We start from the raw sequence: 24661 nt of genomic DNA on the forward strand, positions 1-24661 counted from the left end.
CCGCGGTGACTCCTAATAGCGGGCGTATGCTATTGGCAGGGCAGGGGTTTGCCCGGCCACGATTCAACCGGCAGGATATTGGTTTGCATCGATGAGTGAGAGGCCGCCCATTTCACCGAGGAGTCCACGCGCCGCGCTGGAGCCCGAACAGCTTCCGCCGCCGCCCAAGCGCTCGGATCGCGCCCGCAATCCCTTCGTGATCGTCGGCAATGCCATCTTCACCATCCTGATCATCCTGATGATCGGCGCCGGCGCGACGTATTACTACGGCAAGCAGGCGCTGGAATCGCCGGGACCGCTGCAGGAAGACAAGATCGTCAACATCCCGGCGCGCGCCGGCAAGCGTGACATTGCCGACGTGCTCTCGCGTGAGGGCGTGATCAACGTCAATCCGTGGGTCTTCATCGGTGGCGTGTTCGCGCTGAAGGCAAGCTCCGATCTCAAGCCAGGCGAATATTCGTTCCAGAAGAACGCCAGCCTGCGCGACGTCATCGCCACCATCGTCGACGGCAAGGTGGTGCAGCACGCCATCACGATACCGGAAGGCCTGACTTCCGAGCAGATCGTGACGCGGCTCTCCGACAACGACATCTTCACCGGCTCGGTGCGCGAGATCCCGCGCGAGGGCACGCTGCTGCCGGAGACTTACAAATTCCCGCGCGGCACCACGCGCGACCAGGTGATCCAGCGCCTGCAGCAGGCGCAGAAGCGCGTGCTCGCCGAAATCTGGGAACGCCGCAACACCGACACGCCGCTGAAATCGCCGGACCAACTGGTGACGCTGGCCTCGATCGTCGAGAAGGAAACCGGCCGCGCCGACGAGCGCAGCCGCGTCGCCGCCGTGTTCGTGAACCGCCTGCGCCAGCGGATGAAGCTGCAGTCCGATCCGACCATCATCTACGGACTGGTGGGCGGCAAGGGAACGCTGGGCCGTCCGATCAAGCGCAGCGAAATCACGCAGCCGTCGCCCTACAACACCTATGTGATCGACGGCCTGCCACCCGGACCGATCGCCAATCCCGGCCGCGCCTCGCTGGAGGCGACCGCCAATCCGGCGCGCACCCGCGACCTGTTCTTCGTCGCTGACGGAACCGGCGGCCACGCCTTCACCGAAACCTACGACCAGCACGCGAAGAACGTCGCCAAGCTGCGCGCGTCGGAAAAGCAGATCCAGAACGACACCGTCGAGCCCGCGGATGATCCGGCGCCCGCCGCCGCGACGCCCGGCGCCGACACCAATCCCACGGCGACGACGCCGAAGCCCACCAATCAAAAGAAGCCGCCGCGCGGTCGGCAGGGCGCAGCCCAACAGACCAATTCGCCGCCGGTGGTGCAGCGCTAAAGCGCGAGCGTCATCGCGCTTTAGCTTCTTGTTTGAGCATGATCTTTCGGAAAACCGCCATACACTTTTCCGGATCATGCTGTAGCTCTGCATTTTCCGGTGGTGGAACGTAATTCCACTTTCACGGAATCCGTTTTAAGGTCGCACCGGCTCCCCACGAGTCTCGCAGGCTCCGGGTGAGTCCCATATCCTTCTGTTGGAGAGTTCACGCGATGGCGCTGTCGAGCATGACTGGCTTTGCCCGAAGCCATGGCGCAAGCGGTCCCTATACGTTCGAGTGGGAGCTGAAATCGGTCAATGCCAAGGGCTTTGACCTGCGGTTGCGGCTTCCGCCGGGCTGGGACGAACTGGAAGCGCTTGCCAAGAAGCGGGCCGGCGAGCTGCTGTCGCGCGGCACGGTCTACGCCAATCTCAGCGTCAAGCGCACCGACGCGGCGCAGACGATCCGGATCAATGAGGACGTGCTCGCCGCCGTGGTGAAGGTCGCCGGCACGCTCGCGCAGCGGATCGACGCGGTGGCGCCGAGCATCGACGGACTGCTCGGCATCAAGGGCGTCATCGAGGTGGTCGAGCCCGAGAGCAACGAGGACGAGGACAAGGCGGCGCGCGAGGCGGCGGCGATGGCCTTCGAGCAGGCGCTCGGCAGCCTTGTCGAGATGCGCCGCCGCGAGGGCGATGCGCTGGGGCAGATCCTGATGCAGCGGATGGACGAGGTCGAGCGGCTCGCCAGGCGCGCCGAGACCGCTCCCGGCCGCAAGCCCGAGGCGATCAAGGCGCGGCTGGCCGAGCAGATCGCGGCCCTGCTCGAGACGTCCGACCGCTTCGATGCCGACCGCCTGAACCAGGAGGCGATCCTGATCGCCACCAAGGCCGACATCCGCGAGGAACTCGACCGCATCGCCTCGCACATCGCCCAGGCGCGCGAGATGATCGGCAAGGGCGGTCCGGTCGGGCGCCGGCTCGACTTCCTCGCCCAGGAATTCAATCGCGAGGTGAACACCTGCTGCTCGAAGTCGAACGACGTCGAGCTGACCAACACCGGGCTTGAAATGAAGAACGTGGTCGAGCAGTTCCGCGAACAGGTCCAGAATCTGGAGTGAATGATGACGGCGCAGGGTTTTGACGGCGTTGAGCGGCGCGGACTGATGTTCGTCCTGTCGTCGCCGTCGGGCGCCGGCAAGACGACGCTGTCGCGCATGCTGCTGGAGCGCGAGCCGGGCCTGAAGATGTCGGTGTCGGCGACCACGCGGCCGATGCGGCCGGGCGAGGTCGAGGGCCGCGACTATTTCTTCGTCGACAAGAAGAAATTCGAGAAGATGGTCGAGCAGGGTGAACTGCTCGAATGGGCCACCGTATTCGACAACCGCTACGGCACGCCGAGTGCGCCGGTCGAGGCCGCCCTAGCGGTGGGGCAGGATGTTCTGTTCGATATCGACTGGCAGGGCACGCAACAGCTCCACCAGAAAGCCAGCGCTGATGTGGTGCGGGTGTTCATCCTGCCGCCGTCGGCCGCCGATCTCGAGAGGCGGCTGCATACCCGGGCGCAGGATTCGGAAGAGGTCATCCGCGGACGGATGAGCCGCGCCAGTCATGAGCTGAGCCATTGGGCGGAATACGACTACATCGTCGTCAACCACAACGTCGACGATGCCTTTGCCGAGGTGCAGTCGATCCTGAAGGCCGAGCGCCTCAAGCGCGAGCGCCGCACCGGCCTTACCGAATTCGTGCGCGGCCTGCAGCGTCAGCTCGAGAAGTAGCGCGTTGCGGACGTGATGCGAGCGCATCACGTCCGTTTGCATTTTTTCCTAAGCGGACCTTAGTTCGTCGCGCTGCGCGCAAGCCGCTGTAGCATCGCGGCGATCTGCTTGTTGTCCTGCTCCCTTTGATCCCGATCACGCGTAGTCTCGCGACGTGGAGCAGGCTTCTCGGCGCGGCGTGGAGCGGGCGTCTCCGCGCGACGTGGAGCGGGCGTCTCCGCACGGCGCGGAACGGGCGTCTCGGCGCGGCGCGGCGCAGCCTCGGACAGCCGCAGCGGACGATCCCGGCTGACAACTGCCATCGGGGGCGCCGGCTCGGTGTGCAGCGAATCCCACGGCGCCTGCCACTCATCCTCGGTCTCGTAAGGCGGCGTACGCGTGCGGGTCAGCCGGAAAACCAGCGTGCTGACCAGGCCGGCCAGCGCCAGGGCTCCAACCATCACGATCAGCAGCATCTGCGTCGACGACGGTGACTTCTCCACGGACGCTTCGGCCGTGGCGGGGGCGGCAGGCGCCGGCGCGGCCGCCGGTTGCGGCGTCGTGTCTGCCTGCGCAACCGCGGTCGGCTGGTCTGCGGCGCGTCTGGTTCCGTTGGTTCCGGCCATGCTCGATGCATCCAGCCATCTGGCGTTCACGTCGGACGGCTGCGCGTTGGTACCGGTGGGCGTGGCTGCCGGGTCGAGCGTCGCTGCCGTTCCGCCGGCCTGGCCGGCGTCGGCGCTTGGCGCAGGTACGGCTGCGACCTGGGGCGAGGGCCATTCGGCATGGGCATCGGCGACTGATCTGCGCATCGCCGGCTGCTGCGGCGCGGGCTGGCTCTGCGGCGTCGGCTGGCTCTGTGGCGGCGTCGCGTCGGCCGTTGTGGTATCGGGCGCTGCTGCCGCCGGCGGCTGCTGCGTGCTCGTCGTCGCCGTCTTGGCGGCCTTGTTCTTGGCCTCGTTCTTGGCCTCGCCGAGATACCAGCACTTCTTCTTGCTGCGATCGAGATGGTAGAACCAGTGGCTTCCCGCAGGCGCGGTTCCCTTGGGCGCGGCCAGGCAGGTGTCCGCCGTGTTGTTGGTGCTATTGGCCGTATTGGCGGCGGTCTGGGCCATGGCGCTGCAACTGGCGCCGGCCAGGATGCTGGCGGCAAGCGCCGCAGCGAATTTCGCTGAACGATTTGACATACGCGTCCCCGGTATCTCTTTTTTAACGCAAACGCTGGAGATCCCAATCTCGGCAAAGAGTTGGGTCGCAATGCGCCGCAAATCCGGAACGGGTGGGGCTTAATTGGGGCTCGCGGCGTGCCGCAATTGCGGCGAGCCCGAGGAACGTGAACCGAACGATGGCTTGGTTCGACCGTCAGGTTCCATCGGAGCGGCCGCGTCCCGCCGGCGGTAGCAGCACCGGCGGGACGTCATGTCTCAGCGTGATCTTTCGGAAAAACGCGTCACGCTCTTCCGGATCATGCTCTAGTTCTTCAGGACGATGCGTCCGACGACCTTGCCGGCGCGCAGCTCGTCGATCCATTTCTGGACGTCGGCCATCGGCTCTTCCTTCATCGGCGTCGGCTTGATCTTGCCAGCGCGGGCGAGCGCCATCAATTCCTGACCTTCGGCCAGCGTGCCGACCATGAAGCCTTCGATGGTCATGCGCTTGTACACCCACTGCACCATCGGCAGCGTGAACTGGCCGCCCATCAGGCCGGACACCACGATCTTGCCGCCGCGCGCGACCGTCGACACCGCAAACGCCATCGACTTCTCGTTGCCGGCAAAGTCGACGACGCCGTCGAAGCCGCCGTCGCTCTCCTTCAGCATGCGCTTGACGACATCGGGCTCTGCCGGGTCATAGGCGGCCGCCGCGCCGTTCTTCAGCGCGGTCTCGCGCGCCGCGGGGCTGAGATCGGCAACCGTGATCGGCTGCTTGAACATCGCCTGCGCGAATGACAGGCCCATCATTCCGACGCCGCCGAGACCGATCAGCAGCAGATTGCGCTGGCGCGGACGATCGACCAGGCGCTTCAGCGCGCCATAGGCGGTGACGCCGGAGCACATCAGGGTGGCGGCCTGGTTGACCGGCAGCGGATCGTAATCGAGCAGGTATTTTGCGTCGGGCACCAGCACGTGGGTGGCGAAGCCGCCGTCGATCGAGACGCCGAGGAAGCGCTGCTTGACGCAGAGATTCTCGTCGCCGGCGAGGCAGTCGCGGCACTGGCCGCAGCCGATCCAGGGGAAGACGGCCTTCTTCGTCCCGATCAGATCCTTCGGCGCATCGGGGCCGACCTCGTCGACCACGCCCGCGATCTCATGGCCGAGCGTGAAGGGCAGGGTCATGCCGCGGGTGGTGTCGAGCTTCTTGCCGCCGCCGAGATCGGCGTAGCCGTCCTGGATGTGGAGATCGGAATGGCACAGGCCGCAGCGCTCGATGCGCACCAGCACTTCGCGTCCCTGGGGCTTCGGCGTGTCGACGATGGTTTCGCACAGCGGTGCGTCGAATTTGACGAGGGATTGGCGAACCATACGCGCCATTACGTTTTCTCCTGTTGTTCTATTTTGTGGCCCGTATATCGGCCAATTCCCGGGCCATGGCAACAAAGCCCGCGACCGGAATGGTTTCGGCGCGCCGTGTCGCGTCGATATCGGCTGCGGCAGCAAGCCGCGCCGGATCGACCGACAGCGATTTCAAACTCTGGCGCAGCATCTTGCGGCGCTGGCCGAAGGCGGCGGCTGCGACCTGCTCGAGCATGCGGCGGTCGCACGGCTCGGGCGCGGCGCGCGGTATCAATCGTACCACCGAGGACGTGACCTTCGGTTGCGGCACGAAGGCCGCGGGCGAGATGTCGAACAGGATCTTGGTCTCGGCGCGCCAGTTGGCGAGCACCGCGAGCCGGCCATACGCCTCCTCGTCCTCATGGGCGACGATGCGCTCGGCGACCTCGCGCTGGAACATCAGGACCATCATGTCGTACCAGGGCGGCCACGGCTCGATCGACAGCCAGTCGACCAGCAGCTGGGTCGCGATGTTGTAGGGCAGGTTGGCGACGATCTTGGCCTTGGCGCCATCGAGCAAGGGACGCGGGTCAAAGCGCTGCGCGTCGCCATGCACGATCTCGATGCGGCCGGGATAGCGCTTGGCGATATAGTCGAGCGCAGCCAGCGCCCGCTCGTCGCGCTCGATGGCGATCACGCGCTTGGCACCCAGCGCAAGCAGCGCGCGCGTCAAGCCGCCGGGACCGGGGCCGACCTCGATCACGGTGGAGTCTTCCAGCGGGCCCGCGGCGCGGGCAATGCGCGCGGTGAGGTTGAGATCGAGCAGAAAATTCTGGCCGAGCGATTTGCGCGCCGACAGCGAATGCTCGCGAATGACGTCGCGCAGCGGCGGCAGATCGTCGATCGTGCTCACTTAGCTTGATGCCGCGGCCATGCGCGCGGCGAGCCGGAGGGCGGCGATCAGGCTCGACGGATTGGCCTTGCCGGTGCCGGCGATATCGAATGCGGTGCCGTGATCGGGCGAGGTCCGGATGAAGGGCAGCCCCAGCGTGACGTTGACGGCGTCCTCGAACGCGACGGTCTTGATCGGGATCAGCGCCTGGTCGTGATACATGCAGATCGCGCAGTCGTAGGTCTTGCGCGCGGCTGCGTGGAACATGGTGTCGGCCGGCAGCGGGCCTCGGACGGCAATGCCGTCGCGGCGCAGGATCTCGACCGCGGGCGCGACGATCTCGACGTCTTCCATGCCGAGCGTGCCGTCTTCGCCGGCATGCGGATTGAGGCCGGCAATGGCGAGCCGCGGCGCTGCGAGGCCGAACCGCGCCTTCATGTCCGCGACCACGATCCGCGCGGTCGACACGATCAGGTCGGTCGTCAATTGCGCCAGCGCCTCGCGGACCGACACATGGATCGTCACCGGGACAACGGCGAGCGCCGGTGACCACAGCATCATCACCGGCTGCGGCGCGCGCCCGCCGCTTGCGGCAAGCTCGGCCAAGAACTCTGTATGGCCGGGATGTCGGAAGCCGGCGCGGTACAGCACGTTCTTGGCGATCGGATTGGTGACGACGGCGCTGGCCTTGCCGGCGGCGACATCGGCGACGGCCTGCCGGATCGATGCCAGCGCCGCATCGGCACTCGTGCCGTCGGGCTGGCCCGGTCGCGCCGTCGCTGTCTTGCCGGTCGCAACCACGGGGAGGGCGCGTGCGAACGTCGCGGATGCCTCCGCGGCGCTGACCTCGGCCAACTCGACGGCAAGCCCGAGCGCCTTGGCGCGTTCGGCAAGCGCGGCGCGGTCGCCGAGCAGATAGAACGGCGGGAGATCGAGTTCGCGGCGGCGCAGCCATGCGGCGAGCGTGATGTCGGGGCCGATGCCTGCGGGCTCGCCGGATGTCAGTGCGAGAGGTTGAGCCATGCGTCAACGATAGTCGATCATCGCCCGCCTGGATATTCGATCATCGCGGCTTTTCGGACTTCCTGCAGGTAGGCCTTCGACTTCGCCTCGTACTTCTGCACGTACATCTTGTCGCGCATCTCGCGCTTCTTCGGCGTGTCGACGGTGGTTGCCTTCCTGCCGCAGAGGGCGACCATTTCGACGCCCTGCTTGGTGACCTCGGGAGGGGTGAGGTGGCCGACCGGGGTCTTGTCCAGGATGTCGCGCAGCGACTGCGGCAGGTCAGCCGAGGTCTTCACGACGATCTCGCGGATCGCGGCGTTGCGCATCGACTTGAAGAAGGTGTTGGCTTCCTCGCAACTGGTGACGCGCTCGCGCAGGCTGTCGGCTTCCTTGCGGCGCCCCTCGAACTCCGACTGCGGCGCGCCGCGGGGCACGATCAGAACGACCGGCTGCATCCTGTATTCGAACGCCTCGGCCTCAGCCGCCCCTCCGGTCTCCTTGACCGCGTTGGCCACGTCCTTTTCGCCAACCTGCAGGCTTTCCTTGAAGCGGCCGCGGACCAGGCTGGTCCAGACCATGTCGGCCCTGATGCGTTGCTTCAGCGTATCCGGGCGGATGCCCTTGCCCTCGAGCACCTTGGTGAGCTGGTCGCCGGAAAGCCGCATCCGCTGCGCCATGCCGCCGAAGGACTGTTCGATATCGCCGGCGGAGGGGTCGACGCCGAACTTCTTGGCTTCCTTGATCTTCAGCTTCTCGTCGATCAGCTCGTCGAGGACGGTCTTCCGATCAGGCGTCTTGCCGCCGGTCAGAGCGTTCAGCTTGGCGCGCTGCTCGATGTCGTAATTGGTGATGGGCTCGCCATTGACCATCACGGCGATGGTCTGGGCATGCAGTCGCACACTGCCTCCCAGCAGAAGGAAAAGAGCCAGCAGGGAACTCAACACTAGCTGATAGCGGCGCGTTGGCAGGCTAGCGGTCGTCATTATCGTCATGTCAGCCGTTTAAACCAATTCAAGCCGGAGCCACAGGCCCGCAGGCAATCCAAGCCCCCCGCCAGACCGCTCGCTCGCTACTGCATGCCAGCCGAACTGCTGGACGTGGAGGTCTGCGCGATCGTCCGCAGCCCGATCTGGAACATGAACGCGTGGCTGAGGACGGGCGGCGTCGAGCCGGCCTGATAGGTATAGGACGTGACATAGTTGGCGGCCAGCACGAAGCAGTCGTCCACATAGCCCGCGCCGAACGCGTACTGGTTGATTTTGTTCGCTTCAAGGTCCCAGCGCGCCGCGCCCTGAACCACCCAGTTCGCCGCCACCTTGACCGATCCGCTGGCGAGGATGCCTTCGCGGCGCGTCAAATAGCCAAGCTCCGGCTGCGCGGCATAGTCGCCGTACATCAGGCTGACCGACCAGCGGTCGAAGTTCGCGCTGGCCTGGGCCTCGAACCGGTTGATGTTCCAGGTCGCCTCGTCCATCCGCGAGCGGACGCTGAACGTGTAGGTGCGGTTCGGCGAGTAGGCGAGGCTTGCGACATAATCCGAACGCGGGTTCTGCAGGCCGGAATCTATGCCGGTGTTGGTGACGTCCGCGACCGCGAACGAGTTCAACCCGAACATCTGGTAGGACTGTCCGAACATCGCCTTGACGCTGCCGCCGCGATCGAACTGCGTGGTGGCCTGCACGCCGACATTGGCGCGGCTGCCGCCCTCGACGCGGTCGTAGCCGGAGAACTTGTCGACCGCGAACAGGTTCGAGGTATCGAACACCAGGCTCTGCGCGTCCTCGTTCGGAAGCTTGCCGGCGTCGGGTTCGTTGGGCCGGATGATGACCTGCGCGATCGGCTCGACGGTCGTCGTGCCCCACGGCTGCACGTTGATGAACGGGTAGCGGTATTCGAAGCCGACGGTCGGCATCAGGCGGACCGTCTGAGTGTCGCCGACCGGCAGGAAGTTGGAAACGCCCGGCTGGTTCGAGATGTCGGCGTTGATGGCGTCGGCGCGGACGCCGACGAACGGCGTCCAGATCTGGCCGAGCGGGTCGGTATAGGATTTACGCCACTGCGCCTCGGCGGTCAGCCTCGTGTAGGTGCCCGGCATGCCGCGCAGCAGGCACTGCGACGGCGTCCGCGCCATCGGATCAGCGGACGTGGTCGTGCACAACGGGTTAAGTGGGTTGGCGGCCTGTGCCGTGATCGGGTCGAACACCGCGGTTTCGCGGGTCAGGTTGGTGAAGTTCACCTTGTAGCTGAACTCGCCACCGAAGATCGGGCTGTTGATCACGTTGTTGTAGTCGATAACGGGCGCGACCACCGGAACCTGGTTCTGGTTGCCCGAGTAGCTGAGATAATAGATCGCGCGTGCGTCGAAGAAGCTGCGGTTGCCGACGCCGGTCAGATAGAGCTGCGAGATCGCCTCGGTCGGCAGCGACAGGAACGACCCGAACGGGTCCTTGTACTGGGCCAGCCGGTAATCGGACATGAAGTAGTAGTCGGACAGCAGCACGCCGTCCCAGCCCCAGGTCCACTTGTCGTTCAGCGCGAACTGACCCTTGGTCTCGATGCCGCCGCGGAACTGGCGGTCACCGGGCTGGCCCTTGAAAGCGTCCTGATCGAGTTGGTCGATGCCGTAGAGCCGGATCTGGTAAGCGCCGTTCGACAGACGCTGGCGGAATTCGCCTTGGAACAGCACGCCCTGCTTCGACGTGATGCGCGGATTGAACGTCGCGTCGAAGTCCGGCGCGAGCGCGAAGTAATAGGGGATTTCGACGCCGACGCCGAACGCCGAATAGGTGGTGAAGCCCGGCATCAGGAAGCCGCTCTTGCGCTTCACGGTCGGATCGGGCGTCGAGAAATAGGGCAGATACGCCATCGGAACGCCGAAGAATTCGAGCTGGGCGTTCTCGAAATAGAGCATCTTCTCGGTCTGGTTATGGATGATGCGCGCGCCCTTGACCTGCCAGAGCGGCGGCTTCTTCGGATCATCCTTACAGGGCGCGCAGGCGGTATAAACGCCGTTGTCGAACACCGTGTAATTGCCGCTGGACCGATCGGCGCGGGTCGCCGCCATGCGGGTCTGGTCTTCGGTGTCGACGCGCAGCGAATCGACGAACCCGTCGCGGTAGTCGTCGCTGAGATCAAGGATGTTGGCGTAGGTGATCTTGCCTTCCGCATCGGTCATGCGGATGTTGCCTTCGGCATGAAGACGCTTGGTCTTCTGATCGTAGATGACCTTGTCGGCCTCGACGCTGGTGCCGTTGTAGAACATCTGGACGTTGCCGACGGCCGAGATGCGCTGGTTGTTGTAGTCGTAATCGACCTCGGTCGCCTGAACCAGCATCTGCCCGTCATTCTTGGCCGGCGGGCGGGGCGGCTTCGGCGGACGCGGATTGTAGGTGAAGGCCTGCGCGGCAGCCGGCGTCGACGCGACAACGTCGAGCGCGCTGACCACGACGAACGCGGCGAGGAGAGCTGAGATCGAAACGCCAAACGCGGCCATGCGGCTCCGTTGACGGCGCAGGACACTGCGCCGCCCGAGAGCAGGCGACCTCAACTGGCGGGCGGCGACGATAGCCACTACCCGTCCTCCTGGTACAGCAAGGCTAAGAAACCGGTGAGGCTGCCCACAACGACAGGCAACCACGCCGCAGCGATGGGATGCATCAACTCAGCCTTGCTCAAATCTTCAGTTACTTTCGACAGCACGTAGAGCAGAAAGCCTGCGCCCACGCCACTCAAAACCATCTTCTGCACGCCGCCCATCCGAAAGAAGCGGAGGCTCACAGAAGCCGCCAACATCACCATCGCAGCCAGCAAAAACGGCTGTGCGATGAGCTTGTGATACTGCAAGCGATAGCCGGCCGTCGCGAACCCTGAGCTCTCCGACGAACGGATGTAGTTCGGCAGTTGCCAAAAGGACACAGTTTCCGGGGTGGAGAAACTGTTGCGCACCTGTGCCGGGGTAAGGGTGGTGGTCAGGTAGAAGGTGTCCTGATCCACCGGAGGCTTATCGAGGGTGAATCGGCGCACGCCCTTGAACACCCAACGGCCGTCTTCGAGCGCCGCTTCGCGCGCTTCGATTCGCTCCTTGAACTGGAGCGCCGTATCGAATCGAAACACGGTGAGGCCGGTCAGCCGCACGCCCTGCTGCTCGCTGCGCGCCGCATTGATGATCGCCTGACCCTCGTCGTTGATCTGGTTCAGCCAGAAGCCGGACGCGTCCTGAATGCCGCCGCCGGGCGCCGAGCCGAACAGCTCGGCTTCCATCCGTTTGGACAGCTCGCGCAGATTGGCCGATACTGGATTGTAGGCGGTGGTCGCGAAGATGCCGAGCATGATCGCACTGGCCAGCGCCGGCGAGATGAATTGCCAGGCCGAGACGCCGGCGGCGCGGGCCACGACGAGCTCCAGCCGACGCGACAAGGCGAGGTAGCAGGTCATGGCGCCGATCAGCACGCAGAACGGCATCAGCTTCTCGAGCAGCTGCGGCACCCGGAATAGCGAAGTTTCCGCGACCGTGATCGCGGAGGCCGAGACGAGGCCCGACGTCTTGCGCACCATCTCGATGTAGTCGACCAGCACGAGCAGCACGAAGATGCCCGCGAACACGCCCACCGCCGCGACCACGAAGCGGCCGGCGAAATAACGCCCGAGCGTGTTTGTGACCATGCTCATGCGGTTGCCGGCCTCCGGAAGAGGCGCGCAATGCGCTCGTTGTTCCTGTTGATCGCTTCCATCAGCCGCGGCGGCGGTTCGACGACCACGCCTCCGACGATCATCCAGATGCCGACGCCGATGCCGCCGAACAGCATCAGATACTGCACCAGCGCCGCGAGCGGCGTCTTCACCGCCATGACAGAGCAGGCGAACCCGACCATGCGCAGGCCGAACACCGCGAATACCGAGCCGCCGATCGAGAAATTGCGGCTCTGGCGCGTGGTGCGCGGCGCGCCGAGGAAGGCGAAGGTGAGGGCAGCGAACGCAAATGGATAGATCGGCGCCATGAAGCGATCATGCAGCTCCGCGAAGAACTGGCCCGACAGCTGCTGATAGGTCTTGTCTTCCTCGTCCGGCCACATCAGCTCCCAGAGATAGCGCTCGCGAATCCCGAGCGTGACGTCGCGGCCCTGCGAGAATTTCGACATGTCAAAGGCGTAACGGGCGAACGCGACCAGCGCCGGATCACGCTTGCCAACCTCGAACCGTTGCAGATTGCCATCATAGAGCACGAGGTACGAGCCTCGGTCGGTCTTCTGCACGGTGCCGTGGTCGGCGATGATGGTGACGCGCTCCTGCGGATCGCGGCGATCGTCGACGAAGACGCCGCCGAGCACGCCGCCGGGCAGGCGCTCGCGGATCCGGATCGTCAAGTTCTGGTCGAGCTGGGCGAAGCGGCCGGGCTGCAGGATGTTGGTCAGCACGTCGGCGGTGATCTCGGCGTCCCACTGCTTGATTCGGCGCATGCCGTCGGGGGCGAGATAGGCGCCGATGAAGGCGACCAGCGCCGCCACCACGCAGGTGGCAAGGAAGAACGGCCGGAACAGCCGGATCGGCGAGAAGCCCGCCGCGTTCATGACGATGATTTCGGAATCGGTCGCGAGCTTGTTCAGCGTATGGGAGATCGCAATCATCAGCGCGATCGGGGCGATGATCAGCACCAGGGCGGGAATCACGAGACCGGTGATGCCAAGGAAGGTGAGGATGGTCTGACCCTGGCTGGTCATCAGGTCGATGCCGCGCAGCGCCTGCGTAATCCAGATCACGCCGGTGAGGCTGACCAGGACAAGCGCAAACGACGCCAGCGTCGTCTTAAAGATGTACTTGTCGATCGACCCCATCGCTACCGCACGACCCCCAAGGCCCCCTGCACGCAACCAAACGCACGGCTCTCGACCATCCCCGTCAACCCGGGTTCCCCTATGGTCGAGCCGCGGACCCGTCCGGCTCACTCTCTAGTCACTCTCTCACTACCATCCCTTTGATCCGTCAACAAAATGGCCGGGCCAAGGCACGCTTAATTTATGGTTAATTAATCGCTTTTGTGGCCTTCCGGCCACTCCGGCGCTTGGCAGCGGCGCAGCCGGCAGGTCATAGTGTATGACAAGCCCGGTCCGGACTGGTTCCGGACCGCCATCGCAATGCTCACCCCGCGTGCCGGAAGGACCGCCTCAGGTCCGAGCAACACCCTGAGTTCTGGAGGATTTTCCTATGTCCGACGCCGTCAAGGTCGGCTTTGTTCCGATCTCCGCGTCCGCTCGCGGTATTCTGGTGGTCTTTTGCGACGACCAATTGAAGCTGGGAGCCGCCACCCGGAAGGCGCTGGGAGTTGCCGCCGAGACGGTCAAGCGGGCCGCGGCCGCCAACCAGTTCAAGGGCAAGAGTGGGGCGGTCCTCGACATCCTGGCGCCGGAGGGAATCAAGGTCGAGCGGCTGATCGTGATCGGCACCGGCAAGGCGGCCGACCTCAAGGAGAAGGATTTTCTCAAGTTTGGCGGCGTGGCGGCCGGCAAGCTCAATGCCGGCAGCGGTTCGATGACCGTGGTCGCGGAACTGCCCGAAGCCGCGATGGCCGCCGGCCAGGCCGCCGCGATCGCCACCGGCATCCGTCTGCGCGCCTACAAGTTCGACCGCTACAAGACCAAGAAGAAAGACGGCGAGGACGGCGCCCTGCGGGCCGACGTCTCGATCGCCGTCGACGATGTTGCCGCCGCCAGGAAGGCCTACGCGCCTGAAGCGTCCGTCGTCGACGGTGTGTATTTGGCGCGTGAGCTCGTCAACGAGCCGCCGAACGTGCTGTATCCCGAGGAATTCGCACGCCGCGCCAGCCAGCTTCGCAAGCTCGGCGTCAGCGTCGAGGTGCTCGACGTCAAGGCGATGACCAAGCTCGGCATGGGCGCGCTGCTCGGCGTCGCGCAGGGATCGGCGCGACCCGGCCGCACCGTGATCATGCGCTGGAACGGCGGCAAGAAGAGCGAGGCGCCGGTCGCGTTCGTCGGCAAGGGCGTCTGCTTCGACACCGGCGGTATCTCCATCAAGTCGGCCGGCGGCATGGAGGATATGAAGGGTGACATGGGCGGTGCGGCCTGCGTGGTCGGGCTGATGCACGCGCTGGCGGCGCGCAAGGCCCGCGTCAATGCGGTCGGTGCCATCGGCCTTGTCGAGAACATGCCCGACGGCAATGCGCAGCGTCCGGGAGACATCGTCACCTCAATGTCCGGCCAGACCATCGAAATCATCAACACCGACGCCGAGGGACGCCTCGTGCTCGCCGACGTGCTCTGGTACGTCGCCAAGAAGTTCAAGCCGAAATTCATGGTCGATCTGGCCACGCTGACCGGCGCGATCATGGTCGCGCTCGGCACCGATCACGCCGGCATGTTCTCCAACAATGACGAGCTCGCCGAGCGGCTGGCCAAGGTCGGGCTCGAGACCGGCGAGAAGGTGTGGCGCATGCCGCTCGGTCCCGAATACGACAAGCAGATCGATTCGCAATTCGCCGACATGAAGAACACCGGCGGGCGCAACGGCGGCTCGATCACAGCAGCGCAATTCCTGCAGCGTTTCGTCGACGGCACGCCGTGGGCGCATCTCGACATCGCCGGCACCGCGATGGGCGCGCCGAAGACCGAGATCAATCAGAGCTGGGGTTCGGGTTATGGCGTCCGGCTGCTCGAGCGGCTGGTCTCCGACTATTATGAAGCCAGGAAATAGAGTGTCGGCCAGCGCATGACCGAGGTTCTGTTCTACCACCTGCAGAACATCACGCTGGAGAGCGTGCTGCCGCCGCTGCTCGAGAAGTCGCTCGAGCGCGGCTGGCGCGTGGTCGTGCAATCGACGTCACAGGACCGTGCCGAGACGCTCGACGCGCATCTGTGGACCTACAGTGACGATTCGTTCCTGCCGCACGCGACCTCGCGCGTCGCCGACGCGCAGGACCAGCCGATCATCCTGTCGATCGAGGAGAGCAATCCGAATCGGGCCAATGTCCGCTTCCTGGTCGATAATGCGGCGCTGCCGGCCGACTGCGACAGCTACGAGCGGGTGGTCCTCGTGTTCAACGGCGACGACCCCGACGCGGTGGCCTCGGCCAGGGAAAGCTGGACCGCTTGCAAGGCGCGCGGCTTCGAGGTCACCTATTGGCAGACCGACGAGCGGGGACGCTGGCAGCGGCGCCAATAGCGATAGCTACTAATTAATGATAATTCGACGTTTCTTGGGGCGGGCCACTGTCATGCCGCAAAGTGATGTTCGGACAAGCCCTTAGGTAAGGGTAGGAGCTTTGTCGATCGTGCGGGACGGAACATTCAGTCGGAAGTCGCTGCTGGCGTTGCTGGTGCTTGCACCGGGACTTGCCGGCTGTTCGGGCGCCGGATCCGACTTGTTTTCGCGCGATGCGGAATGGTTCTCGCGTCCCGGGCGGGTGTTCATCCGCAACATCTCGATCGAATCGCCGCCACTGACGCCGGACAAGCCGGTGACGAACGACGATCTCGTCAGTGCCGACGGCAGCTGTCCAGGCATGGCACCGCCGCCGGGCGCCACCGATGCCAACGCACAGGCCGGCGGTGCACCACCGCCGCAGCCAACGGGCGGCAGCGTTGCACTCGGCCACACTGAATGCGACGTCGTGCGCGGCATCGGCGCGCCCGACAGCGTCAACCTGTCCAGCGCTCCGGGCGGCGGGCGCGTTGCGGTCGTGACCTGGTCGCGCGGCGCGCGCGCCGGCATCTACACCTTTACCTCGGGGCGCCTGTCGTCCGTCGAGCGCGGCCCGGATCCCGTGCCCGAGCCGAAGCAGGCGAAGCCGAAGAAGAAAAAGACCTCGCACGGCTAGAGTGTTTTCGCCGCAGCGGCAGATCGATGCCTGTATGCGCGGGCATGACACCGGACGCGCGGACATCACACCGGACAGAATGAGAGCCTCGGCTCCCTCCACGGGTCGTCCCTGCCTAGTGCGCAATTGCGCACGGGAGCAGGGACCCATACGCCGCGGCGGATGTGGTTATGGGGACTCGTCGTTCGACGATCGTGCAGCAACGACCATCTGTGGTTATGGGTCCCTGCTTTCGCAGGGACGACATCGGATATGTGGCTCCGCCCGGTCTAACTCGCCGCTTCGTCGAGTTCGGCGCTGGCTTCCAGCCAGTCTTCCTCGGCGCGCTGTAGCGCGCTCTCGGCGCCGGCGCGCGCCTTGGTCAGTTGCGCGGCCTGCTTGGGGTCGCGGGTAAAAATATCGGGCAATGCGAGTGCGGTATCGATCTTGGCGATGATGGCGTTGATGCGCTCGATCTCGGCCTCAGCTTGCGCGACCCGCTGCCTGGGTGAAGCACGCTTCTCGTTGCGGATGCGCTCCGGCTTCGCGGCCTCCTTGACGCGCTCGCGCGAGGCCGGCCGGCCGTCATTGGCCGACAGGATCATGCGTCGATATTCGTCGAGATCGCCGTCATAGGCCGTGACGGTCTGGTTGGCCACGACCCACAGGCGGTCGGCGCAGGCCTCGATCAGATAGCGATCATGCGAGACCATGATGATGGCGCCGGGGAATTCGTTGATCGCCTCCGCGAGCGCCGCACGGCTGTCGATATCGAGGTGGTTGGTCGGCTCGTCCAGGATGATCATGTTCGGGCCGTAGAACGTGGCAAGCCCCAGCAGCAGCCGCGCCTTCTCGCCACCCGACAGGCTCCTCACCAGCGTGTCGCCGGCCTTGCCGGAGAAGCCGATCGCACCGACGCGGCCGCGCACCTTGCTCTCCGGCGCCTCCGGCATCAGCTTGCGGATGTGATCATAGGGCGAGCCGTCGAGATTGAGCTCGTCGACCTGGTGTTGGGCGAAATAGCCGACCGACAGCTTGTCGGCCCTCGTGATCCGGCCGGCAAACGGCGCGAGCTTGCCCGCCAGCAGCTTGACCAGCGTCGACTTGCCGTTGCCGTTGGCCCCTAACAGCGCGATGCGGTCGTCGGTATCGACGCGCAGCGTCACGCGATTGAGCACCGGCTTGCCGGGCTCGTAGCCGACCGAGACGTCATCGACCGCGATGATCGGCGGCGACAGCAGCTTCTCCGGCGCCGGGAACGAGATCTCATGAACATCCTGGGTCACCAGCGCGGTGATCGGCTTCATCCGCTCCAGCATCTTCACGCGCGACTGCGCCTGCCGCGCCTTCGAGGCCTTGGCCTTGAAGCGGTCGACGAAGTCCTGCAAGCGCTTGCGCTCATCGGCCTGCCGCTTGGCGTGCTTGGCGTCGAGCAATTCGCGCGCGGCGCGCTGGTCCTCGAACGAGGAATAGGTGCCCTTGTAGAGCGTCAGCCGGCCGCGATCGAGGTGCAGGATCTGATCGACCGAGGTGTCCAGCAGGTCGCGGTCGTGGCTGATCACGATCACGGTGCGCGGATAGTTGGCGAGGTGGTTCTCGAGCCACAAGGTGCCTTCGAGATCGAGATAGTTGGTCGGCTCGTCCAGCAGCAGGAGGTCGGGCGCGGAGAACAGCGTCGCCGCCAGCGCCACGCGCATGCGCCAGCCGCCGGAAAATTCCGCGCACGGCCGCGCCTGGTCTGATGTCGAGAAGCCGAGGCCGGAGAGGATCGCCGCGGCACGGGCGGGCGCGGAATGGGCGTCGATGTCGACCAGCCGGGTCTGGATTTCGGCAATCCGGTGCGGATCGTGCGCCGTCTCGGCCTCGCGCAGCAGCGCGTCGCGCTCGAGATCGGCCTTCAGCACGACGTTGATCAGGCTTTCGGGCCCGTCGGGCGCTTCTTGCGCGAGGCTGCCGATACGCCAGCGCGGCGGCAGCGCGATGCTGCCGCTCTCGGTCGGGATGTCGCCCCGGATGGCGTGAAACAGCGTCGATTTGCCGACGCCGTTGCGGCCGACAAATCCGACGCGGGCTCCGGGTACAATTTGCACCGAACTGTGATCGATCAACAGCCGTCCGGCGATCCGGACCGAGATGTCAGTGATGGAGAGCATGCAGCGTTGTCACCGGACCCGCCGCCAAACGCAACCCCGTCTGTTCGTAAAATCTCTCCCGGAGCTGTTGCAAAAACGCAATTGGGCTGCTGGTCAGCCCTCAACATCTAATGGCGATCGCCTTCCCGTCGTTGCATCTCGTCGAGGAGTTGCTGCAGGCGAGACGAAAGTGCGGGCTCTGGCCGCATGCTTTGCTGAAGCCGTTCGCCTACGGCATCGCAGATGTAACGGCAGGTCTTGTGATCAATCTGATCGGCGTCCTTGTCGATCTTGCTCATTGTCATCGTCATGGCATGTCTCTTGGCGAGTTCCACCTCGCATGTTCGAGTAGCTCCTCGCCATGACAAGTCGCGACCCCGAATTTGGTTTCCGCGCCTTGCTCTCGCCTTGAGGTAGTGGGTCCCATATATGCCCGGGTTCCCCCGGCGGACCCGAAAAAAGCCCCGGCGCGAGGGCCGGGGCGAGAAGCAAGTCAGGGGAGCAGTCGTAGATTCGATGGATCAGTAGCAGCGGTTGACCAGGCGCCAGCGGGGCCCCCACGGGGTCGGCACCACGCGGCGCACGTAGCAGCCGCCGCCGTAGCCATAACCGCCGTAATAGGCCGGGCCGCCGACGATGACGCGCGGACCGCCCCACCAGCCGTGGTGCCATCCACCGTGCCAGCCGCCATGCCAACCACCCCACGCAGAAGCGGAGGTCGGGGCGAGCGCGGCGGCACCGAGCGAAACCGCGGCGACGGCGGCAAGCGAGAGTTTGCGTAACATGATCGTCTCCTCGAGGTATGGGCGCGCGCGACGCGCCCGCGGTGACATTTCCCGAGACGTCCTGTGAGGCTTGCGGATGGGGGGCCAGCAAGGCGTCCGATCGCTGCAGAGCCTATGTGACTTGAGCTGAACGGCAGCGGCACGGCGCTGACAGAATGGGTTCACCTAGGTGAAATCGCGGTAAGTTGGCCGAGCCGGCCGCTGTCCGGAGGGCGCCCTAACGACGGTTTTCGTCGTGAAAATGCGTCAAAACTAAAGGCTAACGCGTCACAGGGTCGCTTGCCGTTATCCCGTCGCGCCGATATAAGCCCCGGCAACTCCCAGCCAAGTTTACAAGGACGAAATCATGGCGATTGAACGCACCTTTTCGATCATCAAACCCGACGCCACCGAGCGCAACCTGACCGGCGCGGTCAATGCGGTGATCGAGAAGGCGGGCCTGCGGGTCGTGGCGCAGAAGCGCATCCGCATGACCCGCGGCCAGGCCGAGACCTTCTACGCCGTCCACAAGGCGCGTCCGTTCTTCGGCGAGCTGGTCGACTTCATGACTTCGGGCCCGGTTGTGGTCCAGGTGCTGGAAGGCGAGGGCGCTATCCTGAAATATCGCGACGTGATGGGCGCGACCGACCCGTCGAAGGCCGCTGAAGGCACCATCCGCAAGCTCTATGCGAAGTCGATCGGCGAGAACTCGGTGCACGGTTCGGATGCGCCGGAGACCGCGGTGATCGAGATCGCGCAGTTCTTCGCCGGCAACGAGATCGTCGGCTGACACCGTATTGCTGAAAGTGGCGCGGTCTCCCGAGGAGACCGCGTCGAAGTAGAACCGGGGAGCGGCGGACGACCGCCGCCAGGGGCGGCCGCAAGGCCGAATAGGACTCGCTGTGGACTGGCTGTGGCAGATCTTTGATCCGGCGTACATCGGCGCGTTCTTCACCGAATTCAAGAACGAGATGGCGACGCCGACGTTCTGGGTCGCCGTCGGCAAGATCATCTGGATCAACGTCCTGCTGTCGGGCGACAACGCGCTCGTGATCGCGCTCGCCTGCCGCGGGCTCGCGCCGCGCCAGCGCCTGTGGGGCATGATTCTCGGCGCCGCCGCGGCAGTGCTGCTGCGCGTCATCTTTACCGGCATCGTCGCCAGCCTGATGGAGCTTCCCTATTTGAAGCTGGTCGGCGGGCTGGCGCTGATCGTGATTGCCGCCAAGCTGCTGGTGCCGGAGCAGGAGGACGAGGACAGCGTGCACGCGGCCGCGCATCTGTGGGCCGCGGTTCAGATCGTCGTCGTCGCCGACATCGTGATGAGCCTCGACAATGTGATCGCGGTGGCCGCCGCCGCCAACGGCAGCGTGCCGCTGCTGGTGCTCGGACTTGCGATCAGCGTTCCCCTGATCGTTGCCGGCGCGGCGCTGATCATGGCGCTGCTCACCAAGCTGCCGGTCCTGGTCTGGGCCGGCGCCGCGCTGCTCGGCTGGATCGCGGGCGACGTCATCGCGACCGATCCCGCCGTGCATCCGAAGCTGGACGCGCTGTTCGCCGGACCGCTCGGTACCAAGCTCGATTCCTGGCTGACGTCGGTCGGGATGTCGCCGCAATTCGCCCATGGCGGCAATGGCGGCGAGATCGCGCTCGCGGTGCTCGGCATCATCGTGGTGCTGGTCGTGGGGTCGATCTGGCGCCGCCACGCACTCCGCAAGGCCAAGCACGCCGCCAAGGCGGCGTGAGGTCTAGCGCCGCACGATCGAGCCGGCGCGCCCGACCAGCCGCGCCAATTGCTTGAAGCGGCTGCCGACGCGGTCGGCGACCAGATCCACCATCCGGTGCTCGAACACCAGCATCAGCTTGCGGCCCTGGGTGCGGAAATGGGTTGCCGGCAGCACGCCGGTGCGCGCCGCCGTGATCAGATGCGCGACGCGGAATGCGGCGCCGAGCACGCGGGCGCGCTCGTCCATCGCCGGCGTCACCAGCGCGCGGATCTGCGGCGGCGGCTCGTTTTCCTCGCTGAGCCCGGCGTAGCGATAGAACACCGAGAGCGCGACGAAGGCGCGGCCCTGATGCGTGATCGAGCCGAAATTGCCGTTCATGATCAGGCTGAGGGTTTCCTCGCCGCGATGATCGGGATGCACCCGCCAGCCGATGTCGGAGAGCAGGCAGGCGACGTGCCGCAGCCTGCGGTCTTCCTCGGTCTCGCGTAGCCTGACGACGCGCACCAGCCGGTCGGTCCACGCCGTCAGCTCCTGGGCGTGGCGGGCCGAGCGCGACAGCAATTCGTTGAGATTCTGCGCGGCGCAGAGCAGTCCGTCCTTGGCGCGTTCGGCCTGCGGCAGCATCTCGTAGAGCAGGCCCTCGCGTACGCCGAAGGTCGAGAACACGATGGTCTTCGGCTGGGCCACGCGGATGATGTATTCGAGCACGAGCGCGGCATAGGCCAATAGCGGCCGCCGCGCGTCGGCGACCGACTCGATATTGGCCAGCATGTTGGTGGCCGCCAGCCGTCGCAGCCGCTGCGCGAAGTCGAGTGCGTCGGCCGCCGGGATCGAATAGCCGTGCATCACCTTGAGCGGGTAGCCGCTCTGGATGATGTGAATGCGCGCCAGCGCACGCCAGGTGCCGCCGACGGCATAGAAGGTGCGGCCGCGGCCGGTCTTGAGCTGGGCGACGCCGAGCAGCTCGTTCTTGACGATGCGTTCGGCGCGCTTGAGCGATTTGTTGGAGAGGTCCTGCAGCGCGAGGCTGCCGAGCGGCAGCGTCACGCCGCTGCGCACGCGGCTGCCCTTGACATCGATCAGTTCAAGCGAGCCGCCGCCGAGATCGCCGACGATGCCGTTCGGATTGTGCACGCCCGAGACGACGCCGAGCGCGGATAGCTTCGCTTCACGCGGCCCGGTGAGGATCTCGATCTTGGCGCCGCAGATGCGCTCGGCCTTGGCGATGAAGTCCGGACCGTTCTTGGCGTCGCGGCAGGCCGCGGTCGCGATCGCGTAGACGCGGCCGACTTGCTGGATCTTGCACAGCGCACGAAAACGGCGCAGCGCGGTGAGCGCCTTGTTGACGGCATCGGTTGCGAGCAGGCCGGTGCTCTGCACCTCGCGCCCGAGCCCGCACAGCGCCTTCTCGTTGAAGATTGTGATGAGGCTGCGCGCCATCGCCTCGTAGACCACGAGACGAACCGAGTTCGAGCCGATATCGATGACAGCGACGCTGGAAGCGCGATTCCGCGGCCGCTTCACCGTAAGGCCCCCTTAAGACGATGGCTGCTGACGCTCGTTGCGACGCGTGAGACGGCGCGGTGAAGATTCCTTGAGAGACTTACCACGGCCGGACAGACTCGGATTTGTCATAAAGTAGTCATGCAGATTGAAGGGCTCTTCGCCTTTCGCGGCCTTCATACGCGTTGACGACCCATCCGGCAACAATTGCCAGCTTTGCTCGGTGTCCTTCAGGTTCGCGACCATGATCTGTTCGAGAACCTGCTGATGCACCGTGGGATTTTGCAGCGGACAGAGAACCTCGACGCGGCGGTCGAGGTTTCGCGGCATCATGTCAGCGGACGAGATATACACAGCAGCTTTTGTGCTCGGCAGGCCCTGACCCATGCCGAAGCAATAGATTCGGCCGTGTTCCAGGAACCGGCCGATCACCGATTTGACGCGGATGTTCTCCGACAGTCCCGGCAGCCCCGGCCGCAGGCAGCAGATGCCGCGCACCACGAGCTCGACCGAGACGCCGGCCTGCGAGGCCTCGTACAGCGCGTCGATGATATCAGGGTCGACCAGCGCATTCATCTTCATCCAGACCGCGCCGGGCCGGCCGTGCTTGACGTGGGCGATCTCGCCGTGGATGTGCTCGATGATCCGCTTGCGCAGCGTCAGCGGCGACACCGCCATCTTCTCGATGTCGCTCGGCTCGGCATAGCCGGTGATGTAGTTGAAGACCCGCGCGACGTCGCGGCCGATGATCGGATCCGAAGTGAAGTAGGAGAGGTCGGTGTAGATGCGCGCGGTGACCGGGTGATAGTTGCCGGTGCCGGTGTGCACATAGGTCGTGAGATTGCCGCCCTCGCGGCGCACCACCATCGACAGCTTGGCATGCGTCTTCAATTCGATGAAGCCGTAGACCACCTGCACGCCGGCGCGTTCGAGGTCGCGGGCCCAGCGGATATTGGCTTCCTCGTCGAAGCGCGCCTTCAGCTCGATCAGCGCGGTCACCGACTTGCCGGCCTCGGCGGCTTCCGCCAGCGCGCGCACGATCGGCGAATTGTTCGAGGTGCGATAGAGCGTCTGCTTGATCGCGACCACGTCGGGATCGCGTGCCGCCTGCTGCAGGAACTGCACCACGACGTCGAAGGATTCGTAGGGGTGATGGACCACGAGGTCCTTCTGGCGGATGGCGGCGAAGATATCGCCGCCATGATCGCGCACCCGCTCGGGGTGGCGCGGCACATAGGGCGGGAATTCGAGGTCGGGGCGATTGAGGCGGGTGAGCTGCGACAGCTCGTTCATCGCCAGCACGCCGTCGACCAGGATCACTTCGTCGTCTGCGGCCGACAAGGCGTGCTGCACGAAGATGCGCAGCTCCTCTGGCATCGTGGCCTCGATCTCGAGCCGGATCACCGACCCGCGGCGTCGCCGCTTGAGCGCGGTCTCGAACAGGCGAACGAGGTCTTCGGCCTCTTCCTCGATTTCGAGTTCGGAGTCTCTGATGATGCGGAATGCGCCTTGGCCCTTGACGGTGTAGCCGGGGAACAGGCGGCCGATGAAGAGACCGGTGGCCTGCTCCAGCGTGATCAGCCGCGCCGGCGCGCCTTCCTTGGTGGAGGGGATGCGGATGAAGCGGTCGATCTTGCCGGGCATGCGGATCAGCGCGTTCATCGCCTTGCCGTCGGAGATCCGCGACAATTGCAGCGCCACCGTGAATCCGAGATTCGGGATGAACGGGAAGGGATGCGCCGGGTCGATCGCCAGCGGCGTCAGCAGCGGGAAGATGCTGTGGAGGAAGTGATCCTCGATCCAGCTGCGCTCGGACTTGGTGACGTCGCGGCCGTCGACCAGCTGGATGCCGACCTTGGCCAGGATATCCCGCAGGTCGCTCCAGATCGCCTGCTGGTCGGAGGCGAGCTGCGAGACGGTCTTGTTGATCATCACGAGCTGATCGGCCGGCAGCAGGCCGTCCGGGCTGCGCTCGGTAATGCCCTCGCGGACCTGCGCCTTGATGCCGGCGACACGGACCATGAAGAACTCGTCGAGGTTATTCGCCGAAATCGACAGGAAGCGGACCCGCTCCAGCACGGGATGGCCGAGATTGACCGATTCCTCGAGCACCCGCCGGTTGAAGTGCAGCCAAGAGAGCTCCCGGTTGATGAAGCGTTCGGGGCTGGTCGCGATTGCGGGAATGGCGGGAAACTCCGCCTCTTTTTCTTTGATTTCAGTAGCTTGTGCCGAGTCCATAAAGTGCTGGTCCAATTCAGGGCAGGG

General features: G+C 65.3%; 21 protein-coding genes. 8 read left to right on the forward strand and 13 right to left on the reverse strand.

Annotated elements, in window-relative coordinates:
* Positions 1-91: 91 nt before the first annotated feature.
* The 3 genes from mltG to gmk all read left to right on the forward strand — a co-directional run bounded on the left by mltG (position 92) and on the right by gmk (position 3099).
* Positions 92-1342, forward strand: a complete 1251-nt coding sequence (mltG, locus tag ACVMB1_RS10700; protein ID WP_076831963.1) for an endolytic transglycosylase MltG — start codon at positions 92-94, stop codon at positions 1340-1342.
* Between the two features lie 212 nt (positions 1343-1554).
* Positions 1555-2442: a YicC/YloC family endoribonuclease gene (locus ACVMB1_RS10705; RefSeq protein ID WP_141343071.1), complete on the forward strand. Its 888-nt coding sequence runs from the start codon at positions 1555-1557 to the stop codon at positions 2440-2442.
* A gap of 3 nt (positions 2443-2445) precedes the next feature.
* Positions 2446-3099: a guanylate kinase gene (gene gmk, locus ACVMB1_RS10710; RefSeq protein WP_076832200.1), complete on the forward strand. Its 654-nt coding sequence runs from the start codon at positions 2446-2448 to the stop codon at positions 3097-3099.
* A 59-nt stretch (positions 3100-3158) separates the two neighbouring features.
* Here gmk and ACVMB1_RS10715 read toward each other — a convergent pair whose 3' ends face one another.
* From ACVMB1_RS10715 to lptF, 8 genes are all read right to left on the reverse strand, one after another.
* Positions 3159-4265, reverse strand: coding sequence for a hypothetical protein (locus ACVMB1_RS10715; protein WP_253623932.1), 1107 nt, complete (start codon positions 4263-4265; stop codon positions 3159-3161).
* A gap of 285 nt (positions 4266-4550) precedes the next feature.
* Entirely contained in the window at positions 4551-5609 is a 1059-nt protein-coding gene (locus tag ACVMB1_RS10720; protein WP_028344804.1) for an alcohol dehydrogenase, read from the reverse strand.
* Between the two features lie 19 nt (positions 5610-5628).
* Entirely contained in the window at positions 5629-6483 is an 855-nt protein-coding gene (gene rsmA, locus ACVMB1_RS10725) for a 16S rRNA (adenine(1518)-N(6)/adenine(1519)-N(6))-dimethyltransferase RsmA (protein WP_057019884.1), read from the reverse strand.
* A complete protein-coding gene (gene pdxA / locus ACVMB1_RS10730; RefSeq protein ID WP_456827498.1) occupies positions 6484-7485 on the reverse strand; it encodes a 4-hydroxythreonine-4-phosphate dehydrogenase PdxA in 1002 nt (333 codons plus the stop codon).
* Positions 7486-7502: 17 nt separating this feature from the next.
* Entirely contained in the window at positions 7503-8450 is a 948-nt protein-coding gene (locus tag ACVMB1_RS10735; RefSeq protein WP_456827499.1) for a SurA N-terminal domain-containing protein, read from the reverse strand.
* Positions 8451-8536: 86 nt separating this feature from the next.
* Entirely contained in the window at positions 8537-10960 is a 2424-nt protein-coding gene (locus ACVMB1_RS10740) for an LPS-assembly protein LptD (RefSeq protein ID WP_456827500.1), read from the reverse strand.
* 77 nt (positions 10961-11037) lie between these two features.
* Entirely contained in the window at positions 11038-12135 is a 1098-nt protein-coding gene (gene lptG, locus ACVMB1_RS10745) for an LPS export ABC transporter permease LptG (RefSeq protein WP_028335173.1), read from the reverse strand.
* On the reverse strand, positions 12132-13298 hold the full coding sequence (lptF, locus tag ACVMB1_RS10750; protein WP_028335174.1) for an LPS export ABC transporter permease LptF: 1167 nt from the start codon (positions 13296-13298) through the stop codon (positions 12132-12134). The genes lptG and lptF overlap by 4 nt, the downstream gene beginning before the upstream one ends.
* Positions 13299-13668: 370 nt before the next feature.
* On the opposite strand from lptF, the gene ACVMB1_RS10755 reads away from it, so the two are divergent.
* From ACVMB1_RS10755 to ACVMB1_RS10765, 3 genes are all read left to right on the forward strand, one after another.
* Positions 13669-15171, forward strand: a complete 1503-nt coding sequence (locus tag ACVMB1_RS10755) for a leucyl aminopeptidase (RefSeq protein WP_310884763.1) — start codon at positions 13669-13671, stop codon at positions 15169-15171.
* A 15-nt stretch (positions 15172-15186) separates the two neighbouring features.
* The gene (locus ACVMB1_RS10760; protein WP_456827501.1) at positions 15187-15639 is read left to right on the forward strand and encodes a DNA polymerase III subunit chi; all 453 of its coding nucleotides are present in this window, start codon (positions 15187-15189) and stop codon (positions 15637-15639) included.
* Between the two features lie 100 nt (positions 15640-15739).
* A complete protein-coding gene (locus ACVMB1_RS10765; RefSeq protein WP_083715152.1) occupies positions 15740-16294 on the forward strand; it encodes a hypothetical protein in 555 nt (184 codons plus the stop codon).
* Between the two features lie 269 nt (positions 16295-16563).
* Here ACVMB1_RS10765 and ACVMB1_RS10770 read toward each other — a convergent pair whose 3' ends face one another.
* The 3 genes from ACVMB1_RS10770 to ACVMB1_RS10780 all read right to left on the reverse strand — a co-directional run bounded on the left by ACVMB1_RS10770 (position 16564) and on the right by ACVMB1_RS10780 (position 19190).
* Positions 16564-18426 (reverse strand): ABC-F family ATP-binding cassette domain-containing protein, encoded by a 1863-nt coding sequence (locus ACVMB1_RS10770; protein WP_456827502.1) that lies wholly within the window; start codon positions 18424-18426, stop codon positions 16564-16566.
* A 107-nt stretch (positions 18427-18533) separates the two neighbouring features.
* The gene (locus ACVMB1_RS10775; RefSeq protein WP_167350433.1) at positions 18534-18704 is read right to left on the reverse strand and encodes a hypothetical protein; all 171 of its coding nucleotides are present in this window, start codon (positions 18702-18704) and stop codon (positions 18534-18536) included.
* Positions 18705-18926: 222 nt separating this feature from the next.
* Positions 18927-19190, reverse strand: a complete 264-nt coding sequence (locus ACVMB1_RS10780; protein WP_018271306.1) for a hypothetical protein — start codon at positions 19188-19190, stop codon at positions 18927-18929.
* A gap of 346 nt (positions 19191-19536) precedes the next feature.
* On the opposite strand from ACVMB1_RS10780, the gene ndk reads away from it, so the two are divergent.
* Both ndk and ACVMB1_RS10790 read left to right on the forward strand, forming a co-directional pair.
* Positions 19537-19959, forward strand: a complete 423-nt coding sequence (gene ndk / locus ACVMB1_RS10785; protein WP_016847423.1) for a nucleoside-diphosphate kinase — start codon at positions 19537-19539, stop codon at positions 19957-19959.
* 112 nt (positions 19960-20071) lie between these two features.
* Entirely contained in the window at positions 20072-20911 is an 840-nt protein-coding gene (locus ACVMB1_RS10790) for a TerC family protein (RefSeq protein ID WP_076831988.1), read from the forward strand.
* 3 nt (positions 20912-20914) lie between these two features.
* Here the strand turns inward: ACVMB1_RS10790 and ppx are convergent, their stop codons facing one another.
* Both ppx and ACVMB1_RS10800 read right to left on the reverse strand, forming a co-directional pair.
* A complete protein-coding gene (gene ppx / locus ACVMB1_RS10795) occupies positions 20915-22417 on the reverse strand; it encodes an exopolyphosphatase (RefSeq protein WP_310884761.1) in 1503 nt (500 codons plus the stop codon).
* A 12-nt stretch (positions 22418-22429) separates the two neighbouring features.
* Positions 22430-24634 carry an RNA degradosome polyphosphate kinase gene (locus ACVMB1_RS10800; RefSeq protein WP_076831991.1) on the reverse strand — a complete coding sequence of 735 codons (2205 nt, stop codon included), beginning with the start codon at positions 24632-24634 and terminating at the stop codon, positions 22430-22432.
* Positions 24635-24661: the final 27 nt, after the last annotated feature.

The sequence above is a fragment of the Bradyrhizobium sp. USDA 4504 genome, assembly GCF_054063995.1.